Source organism: Conyzicola sp. (assembly GCF_046714715.1).
In the GTDB taxonomy this organism is placed as follows: Bacteria; Actinomycetota; Actinomycetes; order Actinomycetales; family Microbacteriaceae; genus Conyzicola.
Window position 1 is genome coordinate 1 of sequence record NZ_JBKKAD010000009.1, and the last position, 25,973, is coordinate 25,973.

21 protein-coding genes are annotated in these 25,973 nt (G+C 67.4%); 19 read left to right on the forward strand and 2 right to left on the reverse strand.

Annotation, left to right across the window (positions count from 1 at the left end; translation table 11 throughout):
• The 14 genes from ACLQ6X_RS00835 to mmsB (ACLQ6X_RS00900) all read left to right on the forward strand — a co-directional run.
• Window positions 1-686 (forward strand): CBS domain-containing protein (locus tag ACLQ6X_RS00835; protein WP_411698264.1); only part of this gene is annotated, 686 nt, incomplete at its 5' end.
• 26 nt (window positions 687-712) lie between these two features.
• On the forward strand, window positions 713-1,879 hold the full coding sequence (locus ACLQ6X_RS00840; RefSeq protein ID WP_411698265.1) for a cystathionine gamma-synthase: 1,167 nt from the start codon (window positions 713-715) through the stop codon (window positions 1,877-1,879).
• A 72-nt stretch (window positions 1,880-1,951) separates the two neighbouring features.
• A complete protein-coding gene (locus ACLQ6X_RS00845) occupies window positions 1,952-2,866 on the forward strand; it encodes a cyclase family protein (RefSeq protein WP_411698266.1) in 915 nt (304 codons plus the stop codon).
• A 41-nt stretch (window positions 2,867-2,907) separates the two neighbouring features.
• Window positions 2,908-4,110: an ROK family protein gene (locus ACLQ6X_RS00850; protein ID WP_411698267.1), complete on the forward strand. Its 1,203-nt coding sequence runs from the start codon at window positions 2,908-2,910 to the stop codon at window positions 4,108-4,110.
• Window positions 4,111-4,283: 173 nt separating this feature from the next.
• Complete coding sequence (mmsA, locus tag ACLQ6X_RS00855) at window positions 4,284-5,804, forward strand: multiple monosaccharide ABC transporter ATP-binding protein (RefSeq protein WP_411698268.1); 1,521 nt, start codon at window positions 4,284-4,286, stop codon at window positions 5,802-5,804.
• Window positions 5,804-7,147, forward strand: coding sequence for a multiple monosaccharide ABC transporter permease (gene mmsB, locus ACLQ6X_RS00860; RefSeq protein ID WP_411698269.1), 1,344 nt, complete (start codon window positions 5,804-5,806; stop codon window positions 7,145-7,147). Before mmsA (ACLQ6X_RS00855) ends, mmsB (ACLQ6X_RS00860) begins: the two co-directional genes overlap by 1 nt.
• Window positions 7,148-7,237: 90 nt before the next feature.
• A complete protein-coding gene (locus tag ACLQ6X_RS00865) occupies window positions 7,238-8,341 on the forward strand; it encodes a substrate-binding domain-containing protein (RefSeq protein WP_411698270.1) in 1,104 nt (367 codons plus the stop codon).
• Between the two features lie 162 nt (window positions 8,342-8,503).
• Window positions 8,504-9,517 carry a LacI family DNA-binding transcriptional regulator gene (locus ACLQ6X_RS00870; RefSeq protein ID WP_411698280.1) on the forward strand — a complete coding sequence of 338 codons (1,014 nt, stop codon included), beginning with the start codon at window positions 8,504-8,506 and terminating at the stop codon, window positions 9,515-9,517.
• Between the two features lie 616 nt (window positions 9,518-10,133).
• Entirely contained in the window at window positions 10,134-11,708 is a 1,575-nt protein-coding gene (locus ACLQ6X_RS00875; protein ID WP_411698281.1) for a xylulokinase, read from the forward strand.
• The gene (locus ACLQ6X_RS00880; protein ID WP_411698271.1) at window positions 11,705-12,415 is read left to right on the forward strand and encodes an L-ribulose-5-phosphate 4-epimerase; all 711 of its coding nucleotides are present in this window, start codon (window positions 11,705-11,707) and stop codon (window positions 12,413-12,415) included. The genes ACLQ6X_RS00875 and ACLQ6X_RS00880 overlap by 4 nt, the downstream gene beginning before the upstream one ends.
• Window positions 12,416-12,423: 8 nt before the next feature.
• Entirely contained in the window at window positions 12,424-13,932 is a 1,509-nt protein-coding gene (gene araA / locus ACLQ6X_RS00885; protein WP_411698282.1) for an L-arabinose isomerase, read from the forward strand.
• A gap of 157 nt (window positions 13,933-14,089) precedes the next feature.
• Complete coding sequence (gene chvE, locus ACLQ6X_RS00890; RefSeq protein WP_411698283.1) at window positions 14,090-15,172, forward strand: multiple monosaccharide ABC transporter substrate-binding protein; 1,083 nt, start codon at window positions 14,090-14,092, stop codon at window positions 15,170-15,172.
• A 95-nt stretch (window positions 15,173-15,267) separates the two neighbouring features.
• Window positions 15,268-16,800 (forward strand): multiple monosaccharide ABC transporter ATP-binding protein, encoded by a 1,533-nt coding sequence (gene mmsA, locus ACLQ6X_RS00895; protein ID WP_411698272.1) that lies wholly within the window; start codon window positions 15,268-15,270, stop codon window positions 16,798-16,800.
• Window positions 16,801-16,822: 22 nt separating this feature from the next.
• On the forward strand, window positions 16,823-18,001 hold the full coding sequence (gene mmsB, locus ACLQ6X_RS00900; protein ID WP_411698284.1) for a multiple monosaccharide ABC transporter permease: 1,179 nt from the start codon (window positions 16,823-16,825) through the stop codon (window positions 17,999-18,001).
• Window positions 18,002-18,061: 60 nt separating this feature from the next.
• Here mmsB (ACLQ6X_RS00900) and ACLQ6X_RS00905 read toward each other — a convergent pair whose 3' ends face one another.
• Complete coding sequence (locus ACLQ6X_RS00905) at window positions 18,062-19,597, reverse strand: M20/M25/M40 family metallo-hydrolase (protein ID WP_411698273.1); 1,536 nt, start codon at window positions 19,595-19,597, stop codon at window positions 18,062-18,064.
• Between the two features lie 367 nt (window positions 19,598-19,964).
• On the opposite strand from ACLQ6X_RS00905, the gene ACLQ6X_RS00910 reads away from it, so the two are divergent.
• From ACLQ6X_RS00910 to ACLQ6X_RS00930, 5 genes are all read left to right on the forward strand, one after another.
• A complete protein-coding gene (locus tag ACLQ6X_RS00910) occupies window positions 19,965-20,939 on the forward strand; it encodes an ABC transporter substrate-binding protein (RefSeq protein WP_411698274.1) in 975 nt (324 codons plus the stop codon).
• 69 nt (window positions 20,940-21,008) lie between these two features.
• Window positions 21,009-22,577 carry a sugar ABC transporter ATP-binding protein gene (locus ACLQ6X_RS00915; RefSeq protein ID WP_411698275.1) on the forward strand — a complete coding sequence of 523 codons (1,569 nt, stop codon included), beginning with the start codon at window positions 21,009-21,011 and terminating at the stop codon, window positions 22,575-22,577.
• Complete coding sequence (locus ACLQ6X_RS00920; protein WP_411698276.1) at window positions 22,574-23,620, forward strand: ABC transporter permease; 1,047 nt, start codon at window positions 22,574-22,576, stop codon at window positions 23,618-23,620. Before ACLQ6X_RS00915 ends, ACLQ6X_RS00920 begins: the two co-directional genes overlap by 4 nt.
• Window positions 23,617-24,609, forward strand: coding sequence for a galactofuranose ABC transporter, permease protein YjfF (gene yjfF, locus ACLQ6X_RS00925; protein WP_411698277.1), 993 nt, complete (start codon window positions 23,617-23,619; stop codon window positions 24,607-24,609). Before ACLQ6X_RS00920 ends, yjfF begins: the two co-directional genes overlap by 4 nt.
• Before the next feature lie 22 nt (window positions 24,610-24,631).
• On the forward strand, window positions 24,632-25,642 hold the full coding sequence (locus ACLQ6X_RS00930) for a LacI family DNA-binding transcriptional regulator (protein WP_411698278.1): 1,011 nt from the start codon (window positions 24,632-24,634) through the stop codon (window positions 25,640-25,642).
• 72 nt (window positions 25,643-25,714) lie between these two features.
• Here the strand turns inward: ACLQ6X_RS00930 and ACLQ6X_RS00935 are convergent.
• Window positions 25,715-25,973 (reverse strand): FGGY-family carbohydrate kinase (locus ACLQ6X_RS00935; RefSeq protein ID WP_411698279.1); only part of this gene is annotated, 259 nt, incomplete at its 5' end.

The window sequence follows — 25,973 nt, forward strand, 5'->3', positions numbered from 1 at the left end:
GTGAAGACTTCTGGCCGACCGCGTACGACCCCACCGTCGTCGACAGCATCATCGCGTCACCCGACGCCGAATCGTTCGAACTCACCCGGCGCCTCGCACGCGAGGAGGGCCTGCTCGTCGGCGGGTCGAGCGGGCGCGCCGGGACGGCCGCGCTCAAGGCCGCGGCAGACCTGCCCGCCGACGCGGTCGTTATTGTACTGCTGCCCGACGGCGGGCGCGGCTACCTCGGCAAGATCTTCAACGAGAAGTGGATGCAGTCGTACGGTTTCACCCAGGTGGCCGAGCAGAAGACCGTGGCCGATGTGATCAGCCGCAAGACCGGCAACCTGCCCGACCTCGTGCACGTGCACCCGGTCGACACCGTGCGCGACGCCGTGAGGATCATGGCCGAGTACGACATCTCGCAGCTGCCGGTGCTCACCGCCGAGCCTCCCGTCGTGATGGGGGAGGTGACCGGGGCGATCAGCGAACGCGCCCTGCTCGACGACATCTTCAACGGCAAGGCCAGCATGACCGACTCGATCGCGGAATTCATCGGCGCCCCGCTCGGTTTGATCGGTGTGCACGAGTCGGTGAGTGCGGCACGCGCCGCGCTGGCCGACGCCGACGCCCTGCTCGTGGTGAGCGACGGCAAGCCCGTCGGCGTGCTCACCCGGCAAGACCTGCTGACCTTCCTCACCGCCTAACGGCCCAAGAACAGATAGAGACTCTCGTGTCAGACGCCCAGTACGGCTTCAGTACCCGCGCGATCACCGCGGGCCAGCACTTCGACCCGACCACGGGCGCGGTGGTGCCGCCGGTCTACCTCACCTCGACGTTCGTGCAGGACGGCATCGGCGGCTTCCGCGGCGGGTACGAATACGCGCGCGGGGGAAACCCGACGCGTGACTCGCTGCAAGAGCTGCTCGCCTCGCTCGAGGGCGGCCTCAAAGCCTTCAGCTTCGCCTCCGGGCTCGCGGGCGAAGACGCCCTGCTGCGCGCGGTGCTCACGCCCGGCGACCACATCGTGATGGGCAACGACGTGTACGGCGGCACCCATCGGCTGGTTAACCGCGTGTTCGTGCCCTGGGGCATCGACCTCGAGGTCGTCGAACTCACCGACCTCGACGCCGTGCGGGCGTCGATCCGGCCCGGCGTCACCAAGGTGCTGTGGATCGAGACGCCGACCAACCCGCTGATGAAGATCAACGACATCGCGGCGCTCGCCGAGATCGGTCACGCGGCCGGCGTGCTCGTGGTGGTCGACAACACGTTCGCCTCGCCCTACCTGCAGCAGCCGATCGCGCTCGGCGCCGACGCCGTGATCCACTCGACCACGAAGTACCTCGGCGGCCACTCCGACGTCGTCGGCGGCGCGGTCGTGGTGAACGACGAGGAGCTCGCCGCGAAGGTCGGCTTCCTGCAGTTCGGTGTCGGCGCGGTCTCCGGGCCCCTGGATGCCTGGCTCACCATCCGGGGGATCAAGACCCTCGCGGTGCGCCTCGACCGCCACTCCGCCAACGCGCAGTCGATCGCGGAGACCCTCGCGGAGCATCCGGCCATCGAAACCGTCTACTACCCGGGCCTGCCGACCCACCCGGGACACGAGCTGGCGTCGCGCCAGATGAAGGCCTTCGGCGGAATGATCTCGCTCGGCCTGGCCGGGGGAGAGGCCGCGGCGCGCGCGTTCGCGGAGTCGACAGAACTGTTCCAGCTGGCGGAGTCGCTCGGTGGCGTCGAGTCGCTCATCGGGTACCCCTCGGAGATGACGCACGCCTCGGTGCGCGGCACCGCCCTCGAGGTGCCGACGAACGTGGTGCGGTTGTCGGTGGGCATCGAGGATGTCGCGGACCTCACCGCCGACCTGCTGACCGCCCTCGACCGGGTGGCCAAGCTCTAACTGGCGGTATTTAGGCCCGAGGTGGCAGAAATGCGCGCGACGTAGCATTACTGCCACTGGCAGAGTGGGCCTATGACCCAGTACCGCGCACACTTCGACGCCCGCATCGAGTTCGTCAACGGGGGCTCTCTCGTCGCCGACGCCTTCCGCCTCGACCTGCCGGAGGCGCTCGCGCCGGCCGACGCCGACGAGGCCGCCGTCGGGCGTCTGCTCGTGCAGCATCTAGGCCTCGCTCTGGTCGGGTCGGTGGCGGTCTCGAACCTCGCGATCGTCGAGGAGCAGCACCGCGGCTCGCGGGGCATAGACGCCACGCGATCCGAGCAGCGTGGTCGCCTCGTCGACCTCAGTCACGCGATCCACGACGGCCTCGTCACCTACCCCGGACTGCCCGCGCCGGCGATCACCCCGCACCTGACCCGGGCGGACTCCCGGTCGAGCTACAACCCCGGCACCGAATTCGCGATGGACACGATCACGATGCTCGGCAACACGGGCACCTACCTCGACAGTCCCTACCACCGGTACGAGGGCGGCACTGACCTCGCCGGGCTCAGCCTGCACACCCTCGTCGACCAGAGCGCCGAGGTCTTCCACCTCTCGGATGCCACGGCTCGCGGCATTCCGGAATCGGTCTTTCTCGACCGCGACGTCACGGCGCGCGCCGTGCTGCTGCACACCGGGTGGGACCGCCACTTCGCTACGCCCGCCTATGCGCACGGCGCGCCTTTCCTTACCGAGAGCGGCGCGGCCTACCTCGTCGAGCAGGGCGTGACCGTGGTCGGTATCGACTCGCTCAACATCGACGACATCGAATCGGGCGGGTCGCGCCCGGCGCACTCGCTGCTGCTCGCCGCCGGCGTCCACGTCGTCGAGCACCTCACCGGCCTCGACGTGCTGCCGCCGACCGGCTCGCTGTTTTCCGCCGTGCCACCGAGGGTCGTCGGCTTCGGCACCTTCCCGGTTCGGGCGTACGCACGCGTATTGTGACGCTACCGTTGCGTTAACTTGTTGACGGCAAGGCTTTGTTGTTGCACGCTACATATATGACAACGAGGTACAGGTCCCGAAACCCGGGATCGCAGACGGCGCTGCGCCAGTCCAATCAGCAGCGCATCATCACCAGCCTCGTCTCCGGCGGCCCCTCTACCCAGGCCGAGATCTCGCGCAATACCGGGTTGTCGAACGCCACCGTGTCGAACATCGTGAAGGCCCTCGCCGAGCGGGGGATCGTGAGCACGGCGCCGACCACCAGCTCCGGTCGGCGGGCGCTGTCGGTGAGTCTCTCGGGTGAGAACGGCGCGGTCGCCGTCGGCATCGACTTCGGGCGCCGCCACGTGCGGGTGCTGATCGCCGGCCTCGACTACCAGGTGATCGCCTCGGAAGCCGTGGCGCTGCCGCTCGGTCACAGCGCCTCGGTGGCTCTGGATGCCGCGTCCCGCCTGTTGGCCTCGGTGCTCGAGTCGAGCGGCGTCAGCCCGTCACTCGTGCTCGGCATCGGCGTCGGAATCCCCGGGCCGATCGACCGGCGCAGCGAAACGGTGATCGAGGGCGCAATCCTGCCCGAGTGGGTCGGCATCACGCACGCGCAGATCGAGGCGCGCCTCAACTACCCGGTCTACCTCGACAACGACGCGAACCTGGGAGCGTTGGCCGAGGTCACCTGGGGGCCGCACAGCGGCACCGACAATCTCGTCTTCGTGAAGATCGGCTCGGGCATCGGTGCCGGACTCATCTTCAACGGCCTGCCCTTCGGCGGCAACATCGGCGTCACGGGCGAGATCGGGCACACCCCCGTGCACGACCACGGACTGCTCTGCCGCTGCGGCAATCGCGGCTGCCTCGAGACCGTGGCGTCGACCACGGTGATGATCGAACTGCTGAGCCGCACCAGCCCGAGTACCGTGGCCACGACCGACATCGTGCGCGCCGCCCTCGCCGGCGACCACGCGACGCTGCGCATCATCGAAGACGCCGGGCTCGCGGTGGGACGCTCCGTCGCCGCGATCGTCAATCTCGTGAATCCCGGGATCGTCGTGATCGGCGGTCCGCTCGCCAGTCTCGGCGAGCTGCTGCTCGACCCGATCCGCCGCGGGCTGAACGTGTACGCCGTGCCGATGCTGGGCGAGACCACCGAACTCGTGATGTCGTCGCTCGGCGAACAGGCCGAGGCGCTCGGGGCCTCCGCGCTCGTCTTGCGGCAGGCTGGCCTGCTCTCCCCGCTCCCGATCTAGAAGGTCACCGTTAGATAACCCTTTGCCCAGAAAGGGCCAGATCATGCGTTCACAGGTTGACGACAACGCTTGCAGGGCTTACCTTTCTTAGCGGGTGCGAATCACGCGAGCACCCATGACGAGGAGGTCGCGCCGTGGAACAGGGTCGGAGTACAGCCCCCACCATCCTGGAGATGCAGTCCATCACCAAGGAATTTCCGGGTGTTAAGGCCCTCGATAAGGTTTCGCTCTCGGTCAAGGCCAGCGAGATCCACGCGATCTGCGGTGAGAACGGCGCGGGCAAGTCCACGCTGATGAAGGTCCTCTCCGGCGTCTACCCGTTCGGAACGTACGACGGCGACATCGTCTACGAGGGCAAGACCGTGCGCTTCAAAGACATCAAGTCGAGCGAGGCCGCCGGCATCGTCATCATCCACCAGGAACTCGCCCTCATCCCCGAGCTTTCGATCACCGAGAACATCTTCCTCGGCAACGAGCCCGGCCGTGGCGGCGTCATCAACTGGGTCGAGGCGCAGAAGGAAGCGACGCAGCTGCTCGCCCGCGTCGGCCTCGACGACGACCCCGACACCCAGGTCAAGAACATCGGCGTCGGCAAGCAGCAGCTCGTCGAGATCGCCAAGGCGCTCAACAAGAACGTGAAGCTGCTCATTCTCGACGAGCCGACCGCCGCTCTCAACGAGAACGACTCGCAGCACCTGCTCGACCTCATCCTGGGGCTCAAGAGCAAGGGCATCTCGTCGATCATGATCTCGCACAAGCTCAACGAGATCGAGCAGATCGCCGACCAGATCACGATCATCCGCGACGGCAAGTCGATCGAAACGCTCGACGTCAAGGCCGACGGGGTCGACGAAGACCGCATCATCCGCGGCATGGTCGGCCGCACCCTCGGCAACAGGTTCCCCGAGCACACCGCCGAGATCGGCGAGGTCTTCTTCGAGGTACGCGACTGGACGGTACAGCACCCGCTCACCGCCGAGCGCCTCGTGGTCAAGAACTCGAGCTTCACCGTTCGCCGCGGCGAGGTCGTCGGATTCGCCGGCCTCATGGGCGCCGGCCGCACGGAGCTCGCGATGAGCATCTTCGGCCGCTCCTACGGCAAGTTCATCTCCGGCCAGGTGTTCAAAGACGGCAAGGAGATCAAGCTCCGCACCGTCTCCGAGGCTATCGACCACGGAATCGCCTACGTCAGCGAAGACCGCAAGGCCCTCGGCCTGAACCTGCTCGACACGATCAAGCGCTCCATCGTCTCGGCGAAGCTCGGCAAGATCTCTAAGGGTGCCGTCGTCAACGAGACCGCAGAAGCGCAGATCTCCGAGGAATACCGCAAGAGCCTGCGCATCAAGACCCCGACCGTCGAAGAGGGCGTCACCAAGCTCTCCGGTGGAAACCAGCAGAAGGTCGTTCTGGCCAAGTGGATGTTCACCGACCCCGACCTGCTCATCCTCGACGAGCCGACCCGCGGCATCGACGTGGGCGCGAAGGCCGAGATCTACGGGATCATCCGTGACCTCGCCGCTCAGGGCAAGGGCATCATCATGATCTCGTCCGAACTGCCCGAGTTGCTCGGCGTCTCCGACCGCATCTACACGATCTTCGAAGGCAAGATCACCAACGAACTTCCGGTCGCCCAGGCCGATCCCGAAACCCTCATGCGCAGCATGACCTCGTCCTCACAGAAAGTAGTCGCGTAATGAGCGCTCCCATTACAGAGAAGAAGGGCGGATTCGACGTCCGCGACCTCAAGAACCTGTTCGGCGGTGGCGGATCGCTGAAGCAGTTCGGCATCCTCGGCGCCCTCGTCGTGATCATCATCTTCTTCCAGATCTGGACGGGAGGTAAGACGCTGCAGCCCGGAAACATCATCAACATCGTGCAGCAGTACTCCTACATCCTGATCCTCGCGATCGGAATGGTGATGGTGATCATCGCCGGCCACATCGACCTCTCCGTCGGTTCGGTCGCGGCGTTCACCGGAATCATCGTGGCCCTGGCCATGAAGGACTGGAACTTCCCGTGGTGGGCCGGCATCCTGCTCGGCCTCGTGGTCGGAGCCCTGATCGGCGCGTGGCAGGGGTTCTGGGTCGCCTATATCGGCGTCCCGGCCTTCATCGTGACGCTGGCGGGCATGTTGATCTGGCGCGGAGGCAACCAGTTCATCGGCGACTCCGCCACCGTTCCCGTCGCCGGCGAGTTCCAGACCATCGGTAAGGGCTACCTGCCCGAGGTCGGCCCGAACCTGGGCTTCAACAACCTGACCATGCTGCTCGGCCTCGTCGTCGTGCTCATCCTCGTCGCACTCGAGGTTCGCGGACGCCGCACCCGCAAGGTCATGGGCGCCTCGTCCAGCCCGCTCTGGACCAGCATCCTCCGCGTCGTCATCCTCGGCGGCGTCGTGATGGTCGCGGCCTACCTGTTCGCAACGGGCCGCGTCGGCACCAGCTTCCCGGTCTCCGGCATCATCCTCGTGCTGCTCGTCGTGGCCTACTCGTTCCTTACGAACAACACGATCATCGGCCGCCACATCTACGCGGTCGGCGGCAACAAGCACGCGGCCGAGCTGTCGGGCGTCAACTCGAAGAAGGTCAACTTCTTCGTCATGATGAACATGTCGGTTCTCGCCGCCCTCGCCGGCATGATCTTCGTCGCCCGCTCGCAGGCGTCCGGACCGTTCGACGGCACCGGCTGGGAGCTCGACGCGATCGCAGCCGTGTTCATCGGCGGCGCCGCCGTCTCCGGTGGTATCGGAACCGTCGCCGGCTCCATCATCGGCGGACTCGTCATGGCCGTGCTCTCGAACGGTCTCGCGCTCAAGGGCATCTCGTCCGACCTCGTACAGATCATCAAGGGCCTCGTGCTGCTGATCGCCGTGGGCGTCGACGTCTTCAACAAGACGCAGGGCCGCCCGTCGATCATCGGACTCATGACCCGCAAGGACAAGGGCGGCGCGGCTCCCACCGACGACGCCACCTCGGCGCAGGTCACCCCCGGCGGCGGAACCCCCGACACCGCGGTACCGGCCGACCTGCCCAAGTAGCACCCCAGATTTAACGCACTGATCCACCACCGGAGAATCAGCTCCACCCAACGCACCAAACCAACACAGAACAGAAAGAAAGAGATCCCAATGAAGAAGATCCTTCTTGCTACCGGCGCATTCGTCGCCGTAGCGGCACTCGGCCTCACCGGCTGCTCCAACGACAGCGGACGCGGCGGCGAAGCCGAGACCGAGGCCGGCAGCGGCTTCGACGCCAACTCGCTCATCGGCGTAGCCCTCCCCGACAAGACCAGCGAGAACTGGGTTCTCGCCGGCGGCCTGTTCGAAGACGGTCTCGCCGAGGCCGGCTTCGAAGCCGACGTACAGTACGCCGGAGCCAGCAACGCTGTCGCCGACCAGCAGCAGCAGATCTCGACCATGGTCACCAACGGTGCCAAGGTCATCATCATCGGCGCCAAGGACGGCGCGCAGCTCGGTACCCAGGTAGAGCAGGCGCGCGACGCCGGCGCCATCGTCATCGCGTACGACCGTCTCATCCAGAACTCCGACGCTGTCGACTACTACGTCGCCTTCGACAACTTCAAGGTCGGCCAGCTCCAGGGCCAGGCCCTGCTCGACGGTCTCGCAGCGAAGTTCCCGGACAAGACGACGTACAACATCGAGCTGTTCTCCGGCTCGTCTGACGACGCCAACGCCCCCGTCTTCTTCGAGGGTGCCATGGACGTTCTCCAGCCGAAGATCGACGACGGAACGCTCAACGTCGTCTCCGGCCAGGTCGACATCGCCCAGACGGCGACCGACGGCTGGAAGCCCGAGAACGCACAGCGCCGCATGGACACCATCATGCAGGGTACGTACACGTCGGAGACCGTCGACGGCGTGCTCTCGCCGAACGACACCCTCGCCCGCGCCATCATCACCTCGGTGAAGGACGCCGGACAGGCCGACCTTCCGATCGTGACCGGTCAGGACTCCGAGGCCGCCTCGATCCCGCTGATCATGTCGGGCGAGCAGTACTCGACCATCTACAAGGACACCCGCGCGCTCGTTCAGACCGCGATCGAGATGGCTCAGGCGCTGCAGGCCGGCGACGAGCCCGACACGACCACCGAGACGAACAACGGCAACGTCGACGTCGCAACGCTCTACCTCGAGCCGGTCATCGTCACCAAGGAGAACGCCGCTGAGGCGTACGCCGACAACGAAGAGCTTCTCGCTCTCGTCAATGGCTAAGTAGCAAGACGGTGAAGGCCGGTCGCACCCTCGGGTGCGGCCGGCCTTTGCTTTGCCCCCGGCGACCGCACCATCCGGGGCCTCGGTGGCTTCCGTGCATAATGGAAGACATTCGCATGTGAACGTACACATCGCCAACGAAGTCGGGTATCTCGAGTGACTATGGAGCCGGAGAAGGTTCGCGCGCCCAACATCCGCGACGTCGCCGCCCTCGCCGGGGTCTCCTACCAGACCGTCTCGCGCGTGCTGAACGACAGCCCGAGCATCAAGGCGTCCACGCGGCAGCGGGTGCTCGACGTCATCTCCGAGATCGGCTACCGGCCCAACCAGGCGGCACGCGCCCTCGTCACCAGCCGCACCCGCACCATCGGCGTGCTCTCGTCGCAGACCGCCCACTACGGGCCGACGACGAGTGTCAACGCGATCGAGATCGCGGCGCGCGAGGCCGGGTACCGACTCAGTATCACCAGCGTGTCATCCGGAGACTATTCGTCGATCAAGTCGGCCATCGACTACCTGCTCAGCCAGGCGGTCGAGGCGCTCGTCGTGATCGCGCCCCAGGCGCGCGTGTTCGACGCGTTGAGCGACCTGTCGATCAGCGTGCCGTACGTGACGCTGGAGTCGACGGGACGTAACCTCGGGCACAGCCTGTCGGTCGACCAGGTGGCGGGCGCGCGGCTGGCCACCCGGCACCTCATCGACCTGGGGCACACGGAGATCACGCACATCTCGGGCCCTCAGGACTGGATCGAGGCGGATGCCCGGATGCAGGGTTTCCTGCACGAGATCAACGCCGCCGACCTGCGCACGCGGGCGCCGATCCTCGGCGACTGGAGCGCGCACTTCGGATACTACGCGGGGCTCGAGTTGCTGCGTTTCCGCGATTTCACCGCGGTGTTCGCGGGCAACGACCAGATGGCCCTGGGCTTCATGCACGCCTGCCGCGAGTCGGGGCTCGACGTTCCCGGCGACATCAGCGTGGTCGGGTTCGACGACATCCCCGAGGCCGCGCACTTCTCGCCGCCGCTCACCACCGTGCGGCAGAACTTCGCCGAGATCGGCCGGCGCGCGGTCGCGCTGCTGATCTCGGAGCTGAGCGGGGGCACCGGCCAGGACCACGACCAGATCGCCCCCGAACTCGTGGTGCGCTCGTCGACGGCGCCGCCCCGCCGCTAGCCCGCCCGCCCCGCCCTGCTGCTGCTGCTGCTGCCAAATGAAGGAGATTTCGCGGGCGAGGGCCGTGCATCCGCGAGAACGTGTGACTGGCACGTGGTTTCTCCTTCATTTGGCAGCCGGGCGGGTGCGGGAGGGGCGTGCGGATGCCGCGGCTCGCGCCCGGGCGCGGCGGTGGCCGTGGCATCCGCGAGTCGCCCCTCCGCGCGGCGTCACCTGCCACCCTCCCCGCACCAAATGCAGGAGATTTCGCCCGGGAGGGTCGCGCATCCGCGCCACCGTGTGACTCGGTCGGGTTTCTCCTGCATTTGGCACACTCGCGGCGGGGCGGTGGGGCGGCGGCACGGGGCGGCGGGGCGGCGATGGGCGGGGCGGCGGTGGCCGGCGCGAGCGACGCGTTACCGGGCCGTGACCTTCGGGCCTTGACAGATGTGACCGTTTCACATGTAACATTGCGGAGCTGGATGTGAACGGTCACATTCAGCGCAGCATCCAGTACCACCCCGCAAGAGCAGCAGACAATGAGGTCCGTAGAGTGAGCACCCCCACCGAGCCAGCACCCGACGTGCAGTCCTCCGTCGGCGCCGGTTCCGGAACGCTCTCGCCCGCTGCCGACGCGATCGTCGCCGCGCGCACCTCCCTCGGCATCGAACTCGGCTCGACGCGCATCAAGCTCTGCCTGATCGGCGACGACTCGGCGGTGCTCGCGGTGGGCAGCCACGAGTGGGAGAACGCGTTCGTCGACCGCGTCTGGACCTACTCCCTCGCCGACGTCTGGTCGGGCATCGGCGCCGCGTACGCCGACTTGGTCTCCGACGTCGAGGCGAAGCACGGCGTGCGTCCCGAGAGCTTCGGCGCCATCGGCGTCTCGGCCATGATGCACGGCTACCTGGCGTTCGACCGCTCCGGCGAGCAGCTCGTGCCGTTCCGAACCTGGCGCAACACGAGCACGGGCGTCGCGGCGGCCGAACTCACCGAGCTGTTCGGGGTCAACATCCCGCTGCGCTGGTCGATCGCCCACCTGCACCAGGCCGTCATCGACAACGAGCCGCACGTCGCCGAGCTCGACTTCGTCACCACCCTCGCCGGCTACGTGCACTGGCGCCTCACCGGCCGCAGGGTGCTCGGCGTCGGCGACGCGTCGGGCATGTTCCCGATCGACTCGTCCACCCAGACGTACGACGCCGACCTGCTCGCGCGCTACATCGACCGCGTGCCCGCCCTCGACCTGGCCGCCCTGCTTCCCGAGGTGCTCGTCGCCGGCGAGACCGCCGGCACGCTCACGGCCGACGGCGCCGGGCTGCTCGACCCGACCGGCACCCTGCGCGCCGGCGCCGTGATGGCCCCGCCCGAGGGCGACGCCGGCACGGGCATGGTCGCCACCTGCTCGGTCGCCCCGCGCACCGGCAACGTCAGCGCCGGCACGAGCATCTTCGCGATGGTCGTGCTCGAGCGCCCGCTCACCAGCGTGCACCACGAGCTCGACCTCGTCACCACCCCGGCCGGCGACCCGGTCGCGATGGTGCACTGCAACAACGGCGCCAGCGAGCTCGCGGCGTGGGCGGGTCTCTTCGGCACCTTCGCCGCGGCAGCCAGCAGCCCGGTCGACGCCGACACGGTCTTCGACGTGCTCTTCCGTGCGGCGCTCGACGGCGAGGCCGACGCGGGCGGACTGCTCGCCTACAACCACCTGGCCGGCGAGCCGATCGCGGGCCTCGACGAGGGCCGCCCGCTGGTCGTGCGCACACCCGACAGCCGCCTCACCCTCCCCAACTTCATGCGCGCGCAGCTCTACGGCGTGTTCGGCACCCTGGCCCTCGGCATGCGGGTGCTGGAGGGCGAGCGCGTCGAGCTCGACCGCATGTTCGCCCACGGGGGCATGTTCCGCACCGCCGGTGTGGCCCAGCGCTTCCTCGCCGGCGCGCTGGACGCACCCGTCGCGGTGGCCGCCACCGCCTCCGAGGGCGGGGCGTGGGGGATGGCCGTGCTCGCGGGCTTCGCCGCGTCCGAGACATCCGACACCCTCGACGACCACCTGCGCGAGCGAGTCTTCGCCGACGCCGTCTTCGCGACCGTCGCCCCCGATCCGGCCGACGTCGCCGGCTTCGCCACCTATCTCGAGCGCTACCGCGCCGGCCTCACGGTCGAGCGCGCCGCGGTCGACGCCCTCACGCTGACAGGAACGACGACATGACCTCCTTCTCTCCCGAAATCCAGGTGGCGATCGCCCGCACCCGCGACGACGTGGCCCGCCTGCACGAGGAACTCGTGCGCTACGAGCTCGTCGTCTGGACCGGCGGCAACGTCTCCGGCCGCGTTCCCGGCGCCGACCTGTTCGTGATCAAGCCGTCTGGCGTGAGCTACGACGACCTCAGCCCCGAGAACCAGATCCTCTGCGACCTCGACGGTAATGTCATCGAGCGCACCCCCGGTTCCGACCGCAGCCCCTCGAGCGACACGGCCGCGCACGCCTACATCTACCGCACCATGCCCGAGGTCGGGGGAGTCGTGCACACGCACTCCACCTACGCCACAGCCTGGGCCGCCCGCGGCGAGGCCATCCCGTGCGTCATCACCGCCATGGCCGACGAGTTCGGCGGCGAAATCCCGGTCGGCCCGTTCGCGATCATCGGCGACGACTCGATCGGCCGCGGCGTTGTCGAGACGCTCACCGGGCACCGCTCGCGCGCCGTGCTGATGCAGAACCACGGCGTGTTCACGATCGGCAAGAACGCGAAGGACGCCGTGAAGGCCGCCGTCATGGCCGAGGACGTGGCAAAGACCGTGCACATCTCGCGCCAGCTCGGCGCCCCGCTGCCCATCGCCCAGTCGGCCATCGATTCGCTGTTCGACCGGTACCAGAACGTCTACGGCCAAGAACCCACAGGAGCCCTCAAGTGAGCAACTCGATCATTCCCGACCTCGCGACGAACGAGGTCTGGTTCCTCACCGGCAGCCAGGACCTCTACGGCGACGACACGCTGCGCCAGGTCGCCGAGCAGTCGCAGGAGGTCGTGCGCCTGCTGAACGAGTCGAGCGACATCCCGGTCACCATCGTCTGGAAGCCGGTGCTGAAGAGCTCGGACGCCATCCGTCGGGCCATGCTCGATGCGACGACAGATGACACGGTCGTCGGTGTCATCGCCTGGATGCACACCTTCAGCCCCGCCAAGATGTGGATCCACGGTCTCGACGCCCTGCGCAAGCCGTTCCTGCACCTGCACACGCAGGCCAACGTCGAGCTGCCGTGGGCCGAGATCGACTTCGACTTCATGAACCTGAACCAGGCCGCGCACGGCGACCGCGAGTTCGGCTACATCGCCAGCCGCATGAACGTGCCGCGCAAGACCGTCGTCGGTCACGCCTCTAACCCGGTCGTCACCGCGCAGGTCGGCACCTGGACCCGCGCCGCCTCCGGCTGGGTCGCCACCCAGGGCATGAAGCTCGCGCGTTTCGGCGACAACATGCGCAACGTCGCCGTCACCGAGGGCGACAAGACCGAGGCCGAGATCCGCTTCGGCGTGAGCGTCAACACCTGGGGCGTCAACGAGCTGGTCGAGAGGGTCGATGCCGCAAGCGATGCGGATGTCACGGCTCTCGTCGCCGAATACGAGGAGCTCTACGCCGTGGTCCCCGAGCTCAGACTCGGTGGAGAGCGCCACGAGAGCCTGCGCTACGGCGCCCGCATCGAGCTCGGGCTGCGCTCGTTCCTCGAGGAGGGCGGCTTCACCGCGTTCACCACGAGCTTCGAGGACCTCGGCGGGCTGCGCCAGCTTCCCGGCCTCGCCGTGCAGCGGCTCATGGCCGACGGCTACGGTTTCGGCGGCGAGGGCGACTGGAAGACGGCCGTGCTCATCCGCGCCGCGAAGGTCATGGGCGCGGGTCTCCCCGGCGGCGCCTCGCTCATGGAGGACTACACCTACAACCTCGTGCCGGGCGAAGAGACGATCCTCGGCGCGCACATGCTCGAGATCTGCCCCTCGCTCACCACGAAGAAGCCGAGTCTCGAGATCCACCCGCTCGGCATCGGCGGCCGCGAAGACCCCGTGCGTCTCGTCTTCGACACCGACGCCGGTTCCGGCGTGGTGGTCGCGCTGTCCGACATGCGCGACCGCTTCCGCCTCGTGGCGAACGTCGTCGAGGTCGTCGACCTCCCGGCGCCGCTCCCGCACCTCCCGGTCGCCCGGGCAGTGTGGAAGCCGGCACCCGACCTCGCGACATCCGCAACCGCCTGGCTCACCGCGGGAGCCGCGCACCACACGGTGCTCTCCACGGCGATCGGCGTCGAGGCGTGGGAAGACTTCGCCGAGATCGCCCGCACCGAACTGCTCGTCATCGACGAGAACACGACAAAACGCTCGTTCGCCCACGAAGTGAAGTGGAACTCCGCGTACTACCGGCTCGCGCAAGCGATCTAGTAGCCCCAAAAGCTTGCCAGGGACGGCCCTTTCGGCCCCGGCGGGACCCGGTTGTAATGGACAAACCGGGTTGATGCACCAGACAACGATGTCCATCAATTGAAAGGAACACACAGTGAAGAAGAGAGCTATTCTTTCGCTCGTCGCAGCTGGCGCCATGGTTGCCAGCCTCGCGGCCTGCTCCGGAGGATCCGGCGGAGACTCCGGTTCGGGTGAGGGAGGCGGCGCGCTCATCGGCGTCGCAATGCCCACCAAGTCGTCCGAGCGCTGGATCGCCGACGGCGACGCCGTCAAGAAGGCGCTGGAAGACCAGGGCTACAAGGTCGACCTGCAGTACGCCGAAGACGACATCCCCACCCAGGTCAGCCAGATCGAGAACATGATCACCAAGGGCGCGGAAGCCCTGATCGTCGCCTCGATCGACGGCACCACGCTCACGAACATCCTGGCCGACGCCGCCGACGCGGAGATCCCCGTCATCGCGTACGACCGTCTGCTCATGGACACCGAGAACGTCGACTACTACGCCACCTTCGACAACGAGCTCGTCGGTAACCAGCAGGCATGGTCGCTGCTCAACGGTCTCGGACTCGTCGAACTCGACGGAACCCCGATCGAGGGCGCACCCGCCGGCCCGTTCAACATCGAACTGTTCGCCGGATCGCTCGACGACAACAACGCGTTCTTCTTCTTCAACGGAGCCATGGACGTGCTGCAGCCCTTCATCGACGAGGGAACCCTCGTCGTGAAGAGCAACCAGACGTCGATCGAGCAGGCGGCGACGCTTCGCTGGGACGGCGAGACCGCACAGAGCCGCATGGAGGACCTCCTCACCGCGAACTACTCCGACGGCACCACCGTCAACGCGGTCCTCTCGCCGTACGACGGCATCTCCCGCGGAATCATCGGCGCCCTCCAGGACGCCGGTTACTCGCTGGGCGACGAATGGCCCATCATCTCGGGCCAGGACGCCGAGATCGACTCGGTCAAGGCCATCAACTCGGGCGAGCAGTACGCGACCATCTTCAAGGACACGCGCGAGCTGGCCAAGAAGGCGGCCGATATGGCTGTCGCGGCTCTCAACGGCGACACCGTCGAGACGAACGACGACAGCACGTACAACAACAACGAGAAGGACGTTCCGTCGTACCTCCTCGAGCCCGTCATCGTGGTGAAGGACAACATCCAGTCCGCACTCATCGACACCGGCTACTGGACCGAAGCAGAGGTCAACGGCTAAGTCCGCTGATCTCACCCGCCGGTGCCGGGGAGGCGACTCCCCGGCACCGGCATCCACCACCAATCTTTTTCTTTTCAAGGAAGCCGGCACACACAGTGACCACGAACATCCTGGAAATGCGGTCGATCACCAAGACCTTTCCTGGCGTAAAAGCGCTGCAGGACGTCACCCTCGAGGTGGCCCGCGGCGAGATCCACGCCATCTGCGGCGAAAACGGCGCGGGAAAGTCCACCCTCATGAAGGTGTTGTCGGGGGTCTACCCGCACGGGACCTACGAGGGCGACATCGTCTACGAAGACGAGACCGTCGAGTTCCGCGACATCCGCGACAGCGAGGCCAAGGGCATCGTCATCATCCACCAGGAGCTCGCGCTGAGCCCCTACCTCTCGATCGCCGAGAACATCTTCCTCAACAACGAGGTCAAGGGCCCGCTCGGCCTCATTGACTGGAACAAGGCCAACCAGGAAGCGGCGAAACTGCTCGCCCGCGTCGGCCTGCGCGAGAACCCGACGACGAAGGTCATGGACATCGGCGTCGGCAAGCAGCAGCTCGTGGAGATCGCGAAGGCGCTCTCCAAGCGGGTGAAGCTGCTGATTCTGGATGAACCGACCGCGGCGCTCAACGACGAGGACTCGGCACACCTGCTCGACCTGATCCTGCACCTCAAAGAGCAGGGCATCACGTCGATCATCATTTCCCACAAGCTCAACGAGATCAAGAAGATCTCGGACACGGTCACGGTGATCCGCGACGGCAAGACGATCGAGACGATCGCCAAGGCCGACGTCACCGAAGACCGCATCATCAAGGACATGGTCGGCCGCGACCTCGAACACCGCTACCCGGATCACACGCCGCACATCGGCGAGGAGATCCTGCGTGTCGAGAACTGGACCGCCCACCACCCCCAGGACCCCACGCGCGTGATCGTCAACAACGTGAGCATCAACGTGCGCAAGGGCGAGATCGTCGGCATCGCGGGACTCATGGGCGCCGGCCGCACCGAGTTCGCGATGAGCCTGTTCGGTCGCTCCTACGGCTCCCGCATCTCGGGCAAGGTCTTCAAGAGCGGTAAGGAGATCAAGACCCGCACCGTTTCGGAGGCGATCGCCAACGGGCTTGCCTACGCCACCGAAGACCGCAAGACCTACGGCCTCAACCTGATCGAAGACATCAAGCGCAACATCTCGATGGCGTCGCTCGGCAAGCTGGTGCGCGGCGGGCTGGTGAGCGACAACGAAGAGTTCAAGGTCGCGAACGAGTACCGCACGAGCATGAACATCAAGGCCCCCACCGTGCTCGCCAAGACCGGCAAGCTCTCGGGCGGAAACCAGCAGAAGGTCGTGCTGAGCAAGTGGATCTACTCCGATCCCGACGTGCTCATCCTCGACGAGCCGACCCGCGGCATCGACGTGGGAGCGAAGTACGAGATCTACACGATCATCAACCGGCTCGCGGCATCCGGAAAAGGCATCATCGTCATCTCGTCGGAGCTGCCGGAACTGCTCGGAATCTGCGACCGCATCTACGCTCTCTCCGAGGGCACCATCACCGGCGAGCTCCCCATCGCCGAAGCGAACCCCGAATCCCTCATCAAGCTCATGACCATGGAGACTTCCAATGACTGACACGAAGACAGCTCCCAACGCGGTGAGCAAGGTCGGCTCATCCCTGAGCCACATCGTCACCGACCTCGGCAAGAACGGCATCTTCCTGGCACTCATCGCCGTGGTCGTGCTGTTCCAGATCCTCACCGACGGCATCCTGCTGCGGCCGCAGAACATCTCCAACCTGATCGTGCAGAACGGGTACATCCTGATTCTCGCCATCGGCATGGTGATGGTGATCGTCGCCGGCCACATCGACCTGTCGGTCGGTTCGGTCGCGGCCTTCGTCGGCGCCGTCTCGGGCGTGCTCACCGTGAAGATGGGCATCGAGTGGTGGATCGCCATCATCATCTCGCTGCTGATCGGCGCGCTGGTAGGAGCCTGGCAGGGCTTCTGGGTCGCGTACGTGGGCATACCGGCGTTCATCGTGACGCTGGCGGGCATGCTCATCTTCCGCGGCCTCGCGCTCGTCGTGCTCGGCAACTCGAACATCGGCTCGTTCCCCGAGGGGTACCGCGCGCTCGGTAACGGGTTCTTGACCGACCTGTTCGGCGAATTCGAGATCGACCCGTTCACGCTCGGCATCGGCGTCTTCGCGATCATCGCGTTCGTGGTGCAGCAGTTCCGCACCCGCTCGGGCCGCCAGAGCTACGCGCAAGAGGTCGAGCCGATGATCTGGTTCGTCGGCAAGATCGTGCTGGTCTCGGCCGCGATCTTCGGCATCGCCTGGGCTCTCGCGAGCTTCAAGGGCATCCCCGTCACGCTGATCATCCTCGCCGTGCTCGTGCTGGTCTACGGCATCGTCACCAACCGCAGCGTCTTCGGCCGCCACATCTACGCGATCGGCGGCAACCGCCACGCGGCCGAGCTCTCGGGCGTGAAGACCAAGAAGGTCGACTTCTTCATCTTCGTGAACATGGGCTTCCTCGCGGCGCTCGCCGGACTCGTGTTCACCGCGCGACTGAACCTCGCCGGCCCGAAGGCCGGTGACGGCTTCGAGCTCGAGGCCATCTCGGCCGCGTTCATCGGTGGAGCCGCGGTTCAGGGCGGCGTCGGCACCATCGGCGGCGCGATCATCGGTGGTCTCATCATCGGCGTGCTCAACAACGGTATGTCGATCCTCGGTATCGGCATCGAGTGGCAGCAGACCGTGAAGGGCCTCGTGCTGCTTCTCGCCGTCGCCTTCGACGTGTTCAACAAGCGCCGGGCGGGCGGGCGCTAGTCCGAACGACGAAATGCCCCGCCCGTCTCGCGACGGGCGGGGCATTGTGCATTGTCGGTGTCAGCGCACCAGGTGGCTGCCGCTGTAGTCGAAGTCCTCAGCGGTCAGCTGCGGTGCCTTCGCCATGCGGCTGCCGTCTTCGAAGAAGCCGGTCTTCGTGCGCGCCATCGTGCCGACCGCGTGGGCGACGCCGTCGCCCAGCTCGTTCAGCGCCGCCGTGCTCAGGTTGGTGATGGTGTCGCAGGCCTGGTGGTAGCACGCGTCGTACGGCGCACCGGCCGTGCCGCCGTACTCCGCGGCCTCCTCCGCCGTCTTGATGCCCTCGGCGCCGCTGAACAGGCCGCCCGCCGGGATGCCCGCCGCGATGAACGGGCCGTAGTCGGAGCGTCCGTCGAATGCCGTCGCCTCTGTCGCCAGGTCCCGGTCGGAGAAGTAGTCGGTGAACAGCTCCTCGATCTGGGCCGAGCCGGGAGGGCCCGCGAGACCGTCGGGGTCGTCGGACCCGTCGCCGTCGTAGACGAACCGCACGTAGTTCGGCGAGCCGAGCATATCGAAGTTGAGGTTCGCGTAGATGGTGCCCAACTCCTCGTCGCTCAGCGACGCGACGTAGTACTCCGACCCGAGCAGGCCGTTCTCCTCGGCGCCCCAGAAGGCGAAGCGCAGCTGCTGCTGCGGCTTCTTGCCCTCCTTGGCGATCTGGATCGCCGTCTCGAGGATCGTCGCCGAGCCGCTGCCGTTGTCGTTGATGCCCGGTCCGTCGAGCACCGAGTCGAGGTGTGCCCCGACGACGACCACGCGGCCGGGGTCGCCCTTCGGGCTGTCGGCGAGCACGTTGACGGTGGTGCGGGTCTCCGACAGGGTGTCGGTGCCCACCGAGACCGTCACGGGCCCGAGCAGGGTCGCCTCGTAGAGGGCGGCGCCGTCGGCGTAGCTGACGCCGACCACAGGAACGACCACGGGGCCGCCCAGGGTGACACCCTCGAGCAGTTCGGTGCGTCCGGGGTTGCCCTCGTTGAAGACCACCGCGGCGTCGTAACCCGCCGCGACCGCGTTGGCCACCTTGACCGCGAAGGTGCAGGTGCCGCGCTGGATGAGCGCGACCTGCGGCTCGGTGGGCGAGGCGGCCACGAAGTCCTCGGGCAGGCAGCCGGAGGCCGAACTGGGTTCCGGCGTGGCGGGCACGACGGTGCCGCCGGCGGCGACCACGGTGCCGGTCACGTCGCCGGTGCCCGAGTACTCGAGCGTGGCCGATTCGATCGGCGCGGCGACGGGGGAGACCTGTGCCAGCACCGACGGTGCGACCTCCTGGAAGAACGGGAACTCGAACTCCTGCGTCGAGACGGCGTAGCCCGCGGCGGTGAGCCGCTGCGCGACGTAGGCGGCCGAGGCGTCGTAGCCGGGCGTGCCCGAGGCGCGTGTGCCCCCGTTGTTGTTCGCGATGCGTTGGAACACCCGTTCGTGTTGCAGTATGCCGTTGACGGTCACCGCCCTCTCGAGTTTTCTCGTGTTCACGTCGTCGATCGCCAGCGCCGCGGTGGACGGTATGGCGACCGCGGCGACGATCAGGCCGGCAAGCAGCGTTGCTTTTCCTCGCACGATGTCTCCTTGATTCGCACGGCCCCCGAATGGGGCACGTTCTCACGACGACGTTTCCGCAGGACCGCGCGCGGGCGGTAGGGGTTGCGGATGCCGCGGCTCGCGCGATTCGTCGGCCGTTGGCCTGCGCGCGGCGGTTGAGAACCTTCACATCCCCGAGGGGAATTCGGGAGCCGCGACATCCGCACTGCGCTCTGAACCCTGCGAAACCGGGTCTCGTTACCCAACCGTTACACTGGCCAGTTGTTTCCGATCAATTGTGAGCGCTAACATCACAACCAATCAGAATGGACTGATTGGCCGGGCGCATCCCGCGGAGCATGTCACGACGCGGGCCCCGGAACACTGAACAAGGAGGTTTGGTTCGATGAAGAAACTCATTGGGGCCGCGGCCATCGGCGCGCTGCTCATTGCACTCACCGGGTGCGCTGGGGGTGGCGGAGGCGGCGAGGGCGACGCGGGTGCCGAGGGCGACCTCATCGTCGGCTTCTCGCAGGTCGGCGCCGAAAGCGGCTGGCGCACCGCGAACACCACCTCGATCCAGTCGGCCTTCGAAGACGCGGGCATCGAACTGAAGTTCTCCGACGCGCAGGGCAAACAGGAGAACCAGATCAAGGCGATCCGCTCGTACATCCAGCAGCAGGTCGACGTGATCGCGTTCTCGCCCGTCGTCGAATCCGGCTGGGACACCGTGCTGAAAGAGGCGAAGGACGCCGGCATCCCCGTCGTGCTCACCGACCGCTCGGTCGACTCGGCAGACGACTCGCTCTACGCGTCGTTCCTCGGCTCCGACTTCATCCTCGAGGGCGAGAAGGCGGGTGAATGGGTCAACACCGAGTTCGCCGACGCCGACGCCGTCAAGGTGGTCGAACTGCAGGGCACCACGGGCGCGGCCCCGGCCAACGACCGCGCCGAGGGCTTCCGCAACGTGGTGACCGACCCGAAGTTCGAGATCATCGCGAGCCAGACGGGCGACTTCACCCGCGCCGGCGGCAAGCAGGTGATGGAGGCCTTCCTGCAGGCGAACCCCCAGATCGACCTCGTCTACGCGCACAACGACGACATGGGTCTCGGCGCGATCGAAGCGATCGAGGCGGCGGGAATGGTGCCGGGCGAAGACATCAAGATCGTCACCGTCGACGCCGTGAAAGACGGCATGACGGCCCTCGCCGACGGCAAGATCAACTTCATCGTGGAGTGCTCGCCGCTGCTCGGTCCGCAGCTCGTCGAGATCGCCGAGAAGGTCGCGGCGGGCGAGGACGTGGAGAAGCGCATCGTCACCGAGGAGACGACGTTCACGCAGGAGCAGGCGATCGAAGCTCTGCCCGACCGCCAGTACTAGGCACCGCAGGTGGTCGGGCCCGGTCGCACACCGGGCCCGACCATCCACGTACTCAATGAAGAGGACAGCATGACGATCACCCCCAGCACCGCCACCAGCGCCGAAGCCCCGACGCCGGCAGTCGAACCCATCGTGCGCATCGACGACATCTCCATCAGCTTCCCCGGCGTGAAGGCGCTCGACCGGGTGAGCTTCCGCATGTTCCCCGGCGAGGTGCACTCGCTCATGGGCGAGAACGGCGCCGGAAAGTCGACGCTGATCAAGGCGCTCACCGGCGTCTATGCGATCGACAGCGGAACGATGACGCTCGGCGGTCGGCCGCTCGTGATCGGCGGACCGGCTCAGGCGCAGGCGGCGGGCATCAGCACCGTGTACCAAGAGGTAAACCTGCTGCCCAACCTGTCGGTCGCCGAGAACATCATGCTCGGGCGGGAGCCGCGCCGGGCGGGTGCCATCGACTGGCGTGCCATGCGCCGGCGCTCGGCCGAGCTGCTCGCGCGGCTCAGCCTGGACATCGATCCGGGGTCGCTGCTCAGTTCGCACTCGCTCGCGGTGCAGCAGCTGGTCGCGATCGCGCGGGCGACCGACGTCGACGCCAAGGTGCTGATTCTGGATGAACCGACCTCGAGTCTCGACGCCGACGAGGTATCCGAGCTCTTCCGTGTCATCCGGGGTCTCAAAGACGACGGCGTCGCGATCCTCTTCGTCTCCCACTTTCTCGACCAGGTCTACGAGATCAGCGACCGGCTGACGGTGCTGCGCAACGGCGCGCTCGTCGGCGAGTACCTGACCCGCGAGATCCTGCGCATCGAGCTCGTGCACAAGATGATCGGCAAAGAGCTCGCGACGCTCGAGAGCCTCGAGAGCAAGACACGCCAGGCGGCCGTCGAGGGCGACGGAGCCGCGGTGCCGTATCTCGAGGCGGTCGGGCTCGGGCGTAAGGGTTCGGTGGAGCCGACCGACCTCGCCATCCACGAGGGCGAAGTGGTGGGGCTCGCCGGGCTGCTCGGCTCGGGCCGCACCGAGATCGCCCGGCTCATCACCGGCGCCGACCGCGCCGACAGCGGCGAGGTGCTCGTGCGCGGCGCGAAGAAGCGGCTGCGCACACCCCGCGCGGCGCTGCGCGACCGCATCGCCTACTCGTCGGAAGACCGCAAGCGCGAGGGCATCGTCGAAGAGCTGACCGTGCGCGACAACATCGTGCTCGCCCTGCAGGCCGACCGCGGCTGGTTCCGTCGCATCTCGCGCCGCCGCCAGGACGAACTGGCGAACAGCTACATCTCGGCGCTCGGCATCCGCCCGGCGAATCCCGACGCGCTCGTGCGCAACCTCAGCGGCGGCAACCAGCAAAAGGTGCTTCTCGCCCGCTGGCTCGCGGTGGCTCCGCGCCTGCTCGTGCTCGACGAGCCGACCCGCGGCATCGACGTCGGGGCCAAGGCGGAGATCCAGAAACTCGTGTCGAACCTCGCCGACGAGGGCATGGCCGTGGTGTTCATCTCGGCCGAGCTCGAAGAGGTGCTGCGGCTCAGCCACCGCATCGCCGTGATGCGCGACCGGCGCAAGGTGGCCGACCTGCCCAACGAAGACGTGACCGTCGGCGAGATCATGGGCCTCATCGCGAGCGGAGCGGAAGCATGAACGCGCTGCGCACATTCAGCCCGCGAGACCTGCCCAGGTCGCGACTGTTCTGGCCGATCGTCACCCTCGTCGCGCTGCTGCTGCTGAACTTCGCGGTGTCGCCCGGCTTCTTCGCCATCCGGTTCCAGAACGGGCACCTGTTCGGCAGCCTCATCGACATCCTGCGCAACGGTGCTCCGACGCTGCTCGTGGCGCTCGGGATGACCATGGTGATCGCGACCCGCGGCATCGACCTGTCCGTGGGCGCCGTCGTGGCGATCTCGGGGGCGCTCGCCTGCACGATCATCGCCGACTCGCCCACCCCCGACAGTCTCGGCACGGTTCTCGCCGCCGTGGCGGTGGCCCTCGTGTTCTCCCTCGTTCTCGGGGCCTGGAACGGGCTCTTGGTCGCCGTGTTCGGCATCCAACCCATCATCGCGACGCTCATCCTGATGACGGCCGGCCGCGGCATCGCGATGCTCATCACCGAGGGCCAGATCATCACGATCTCGAGCGCGCCGTACAAGGTGATCGGCGCCGGCTACTGGTTCGGGCTGCCGGCCTCGATCGTGATCGCCGGCGCGATGTTCGTCATCGCCGCACTGCTCACCCGCAAGACGGCGCTCGGGCTGCTCATCGAATCGGTGGGCATCAACCCGGTGGCCTCCCGGCTCGCGGGCGTGCGTTCGCGCGGCATCGTGTGGGTCGTCTACGTGTTCAGCGCGCTGTGCGCCGCGATCGCCGGCCTCATGATCTCGTCGAACGTGACGGCCGCCGACGCGAACAGTGCCGGGCTCTACATAGAGATGGATGCCATCCTGGCCGTCGTGATCGGAGGCACGAGCCTCGCGGGCGGCCGCTATTCGCTCACGGGCACACTCATCGGCGCGTTCGTGATCCAGACGCTCACCACCACCGTCTACACCGTGGGCATCGCACCGTCGATCACCCTCGTCTTCAAAGCGCTCGTCGTGATCGCGGTGTGCCTGCTGCAGTCGCCCGTGCTGCAGGCGAAGCTGCGGTCTCGCCGGGCCACCACAAAGCAGGAGGCGCTCGCATCATGACCACGCTCATCTCCACCTCCGCCCGCCGCGGCCGCGACCTGCTCGGATCGCGCTACACGCCCGTGCTCGTGACCCTCGTGCTGCTCATCCTCGTGTTCATCGGCGGGGCGACGCAGTACCGCGGCTTCGCCTCCGGCCAGGTGATCGCGAACCTGTTCGTCGACAACGCGTTCCTCATCGTGCTGGCGGTGGGCATGACCTTCGTGATCCTCACCGGCGGAATCGACCTGTCGGTCGGCTCGGTGGTCGCGCTCTCGACCATGATCGCGGCGTCGCTGGCCCGCGACGGCTGGCCGCCGCTCGCGGTGATCGCCGTGGTGCTGGTGACGACGTCGACGCTCGGGCTGCTCGTCGGGCTCGTGATCGAGTACTTCGAGATCCAGCCGTTCATCGCGACGCTCGCCGCCCTGTTTCTCGCCCGCGGCCTCTGCTACGTGATCAGCCTCGACTCGATCTCCATCACCGAGCCGTGGTTCACCGCGATGGCGCAGACCCGCATCCCGCTCGCACCCGGCCTGTCGATCTCGCCGAGCGTGATCGTAGCGGCCGTCGTGGTGGTCGTCGCGTTCTTCGTGCTGCACTACTCGCGGCTCGGCCGCACCGTCTACGCCATCGGCGGCGGCGAGCACTCGGCGATGCTCATGGGGCTCCAGGTCGCGCGCACCAAGGTGCTGGTGTACGTGATCAGCGGGCTCTGCTCGGGCATCGCCGGCATCCTGTTCACGTTCTACACGCTGTCGGGCTACAGCCTCACCGCCGCGGGCATGGAGCTCGACGCGATCGCGGCGGTCGTCATCGGCGGAACACTGCTCACCGGCGGCTACGGCTTCGTGCTCGGCTCCCTTCTCGGTGTGCTTCTGCTCGGTGTCATCCAGACCATCATCAGCTTCGAGGGAACGCTGAGCTCGTGGTGGACGAAGATCGTGATCGGCTCGCTGCTGCTCGTCTTCATCATCCTGCAGCGGCTGCTCACTGCGAGGCGGCGATGACGTCGGCACCCATAATGGGCAAGTGAGTACGGAAGACAAGGCGCGCGTCGCGAACATCTTCGACGTCGCCCGACTCGCTGGTGTGTCGCACCAGACGGTGTCGCGCGTGCTCAACGACCTGCCCAATGTGCGCCCGGCGACCCGGGTGCGCGTGGAAGACGCCATCAAGCAGCTGCGCTACCGGCCGTCGACCGCCGCCAGGTCGCTCGTGACCAGGCGGTCGCGCACGATCGGGCTGATCACGACCGGCAACCCCGACTACGGGCCGTCGAGCATCCTGCTCGGCTTCACCGAGGCGGCGCGCAACGCCCGGTACCTCGTGAGCATCTCGAGCATGCTCGAAACGGATGTCGCGTCGATGCGTGCGGCCGTCGAGCTGCTGCTCAGCCAGAACGTCGAGGCGGTGGTGCTGATCGCGGCGCACCGCGGGGCGCTCGAGGCGATCCAGGGCATCGACCTCGGCGTGCCGCTCATCGCCGTCGAGTCGAGCGGGCGGTCGGGGTTCCACAGCGTGTCGATCGACCAGTTCCGCGGGGCCTACGACGCGACGAAGCATTTGATCGGGCTCGGCCACTCGACGATCGCGCACCTGGCGGGACCCGAGGACTCGATGGATGCCACGGAGCGCGTGCGCGGCTGGAGCGCCGCGCTCTCGGAGCACGGGCTCGTGGCGCACGAACCGCTGCAGGGCGATTGGAGCCCGTCGAGCGGCTTCGCGGCCGGGCTCGCGCTGGCGCCGCACTTCACCGCCGTGTTCAGTGCCAACGACCAGATGGCGCTCGGCGTGATGCACGCGCTCGGCACCCGCGGTATCGCGATACCCGCCGACGTGAGCATCGTGGGCTTCGACGACATTCCCGAGGCCGAGCACTTCACCCCGCCGCTGACGACCGTGCGGCAGGACTTCGCCGAGCTGGGCCGCACCGTGATGTCGACGCTGCTCGGGCTGATCCTCGACGAGTCGCTCGCCGAGGCCGCCCACCCCGTGCCGGTGCTGGTGCCGCGCGAGTCGACGGCGCCGCCGCGCGCGTAGACCGGCCGGCGCGCGTGTGTGCGACTCGGGGCACTCGTCACACGACACCGCAGACGCTCGAGGCGCCCGCGGCTAGGCCCGCCGGGCCGCGTACTGCTCGCCGATCACCGCCGCCGTGTCGGCCGGCAGTGTGTCGGCGATCTCGGTCGACCAGGCGGGTAGCTCTCCGGTGAGGGCCCAGCCGGCCTGCCGGGCCGCGCCCGCCGCCACGTATTCGCCGGGCAGGGGCACGTCGACCGGCAGCCCGAACACCTGCGCCGCGATCCGCTGCACGGCGGGGTTCTGCGCCGCGCCGCCGATCAGCAGGATGCGGGTCGCCTCGACGCCCAGG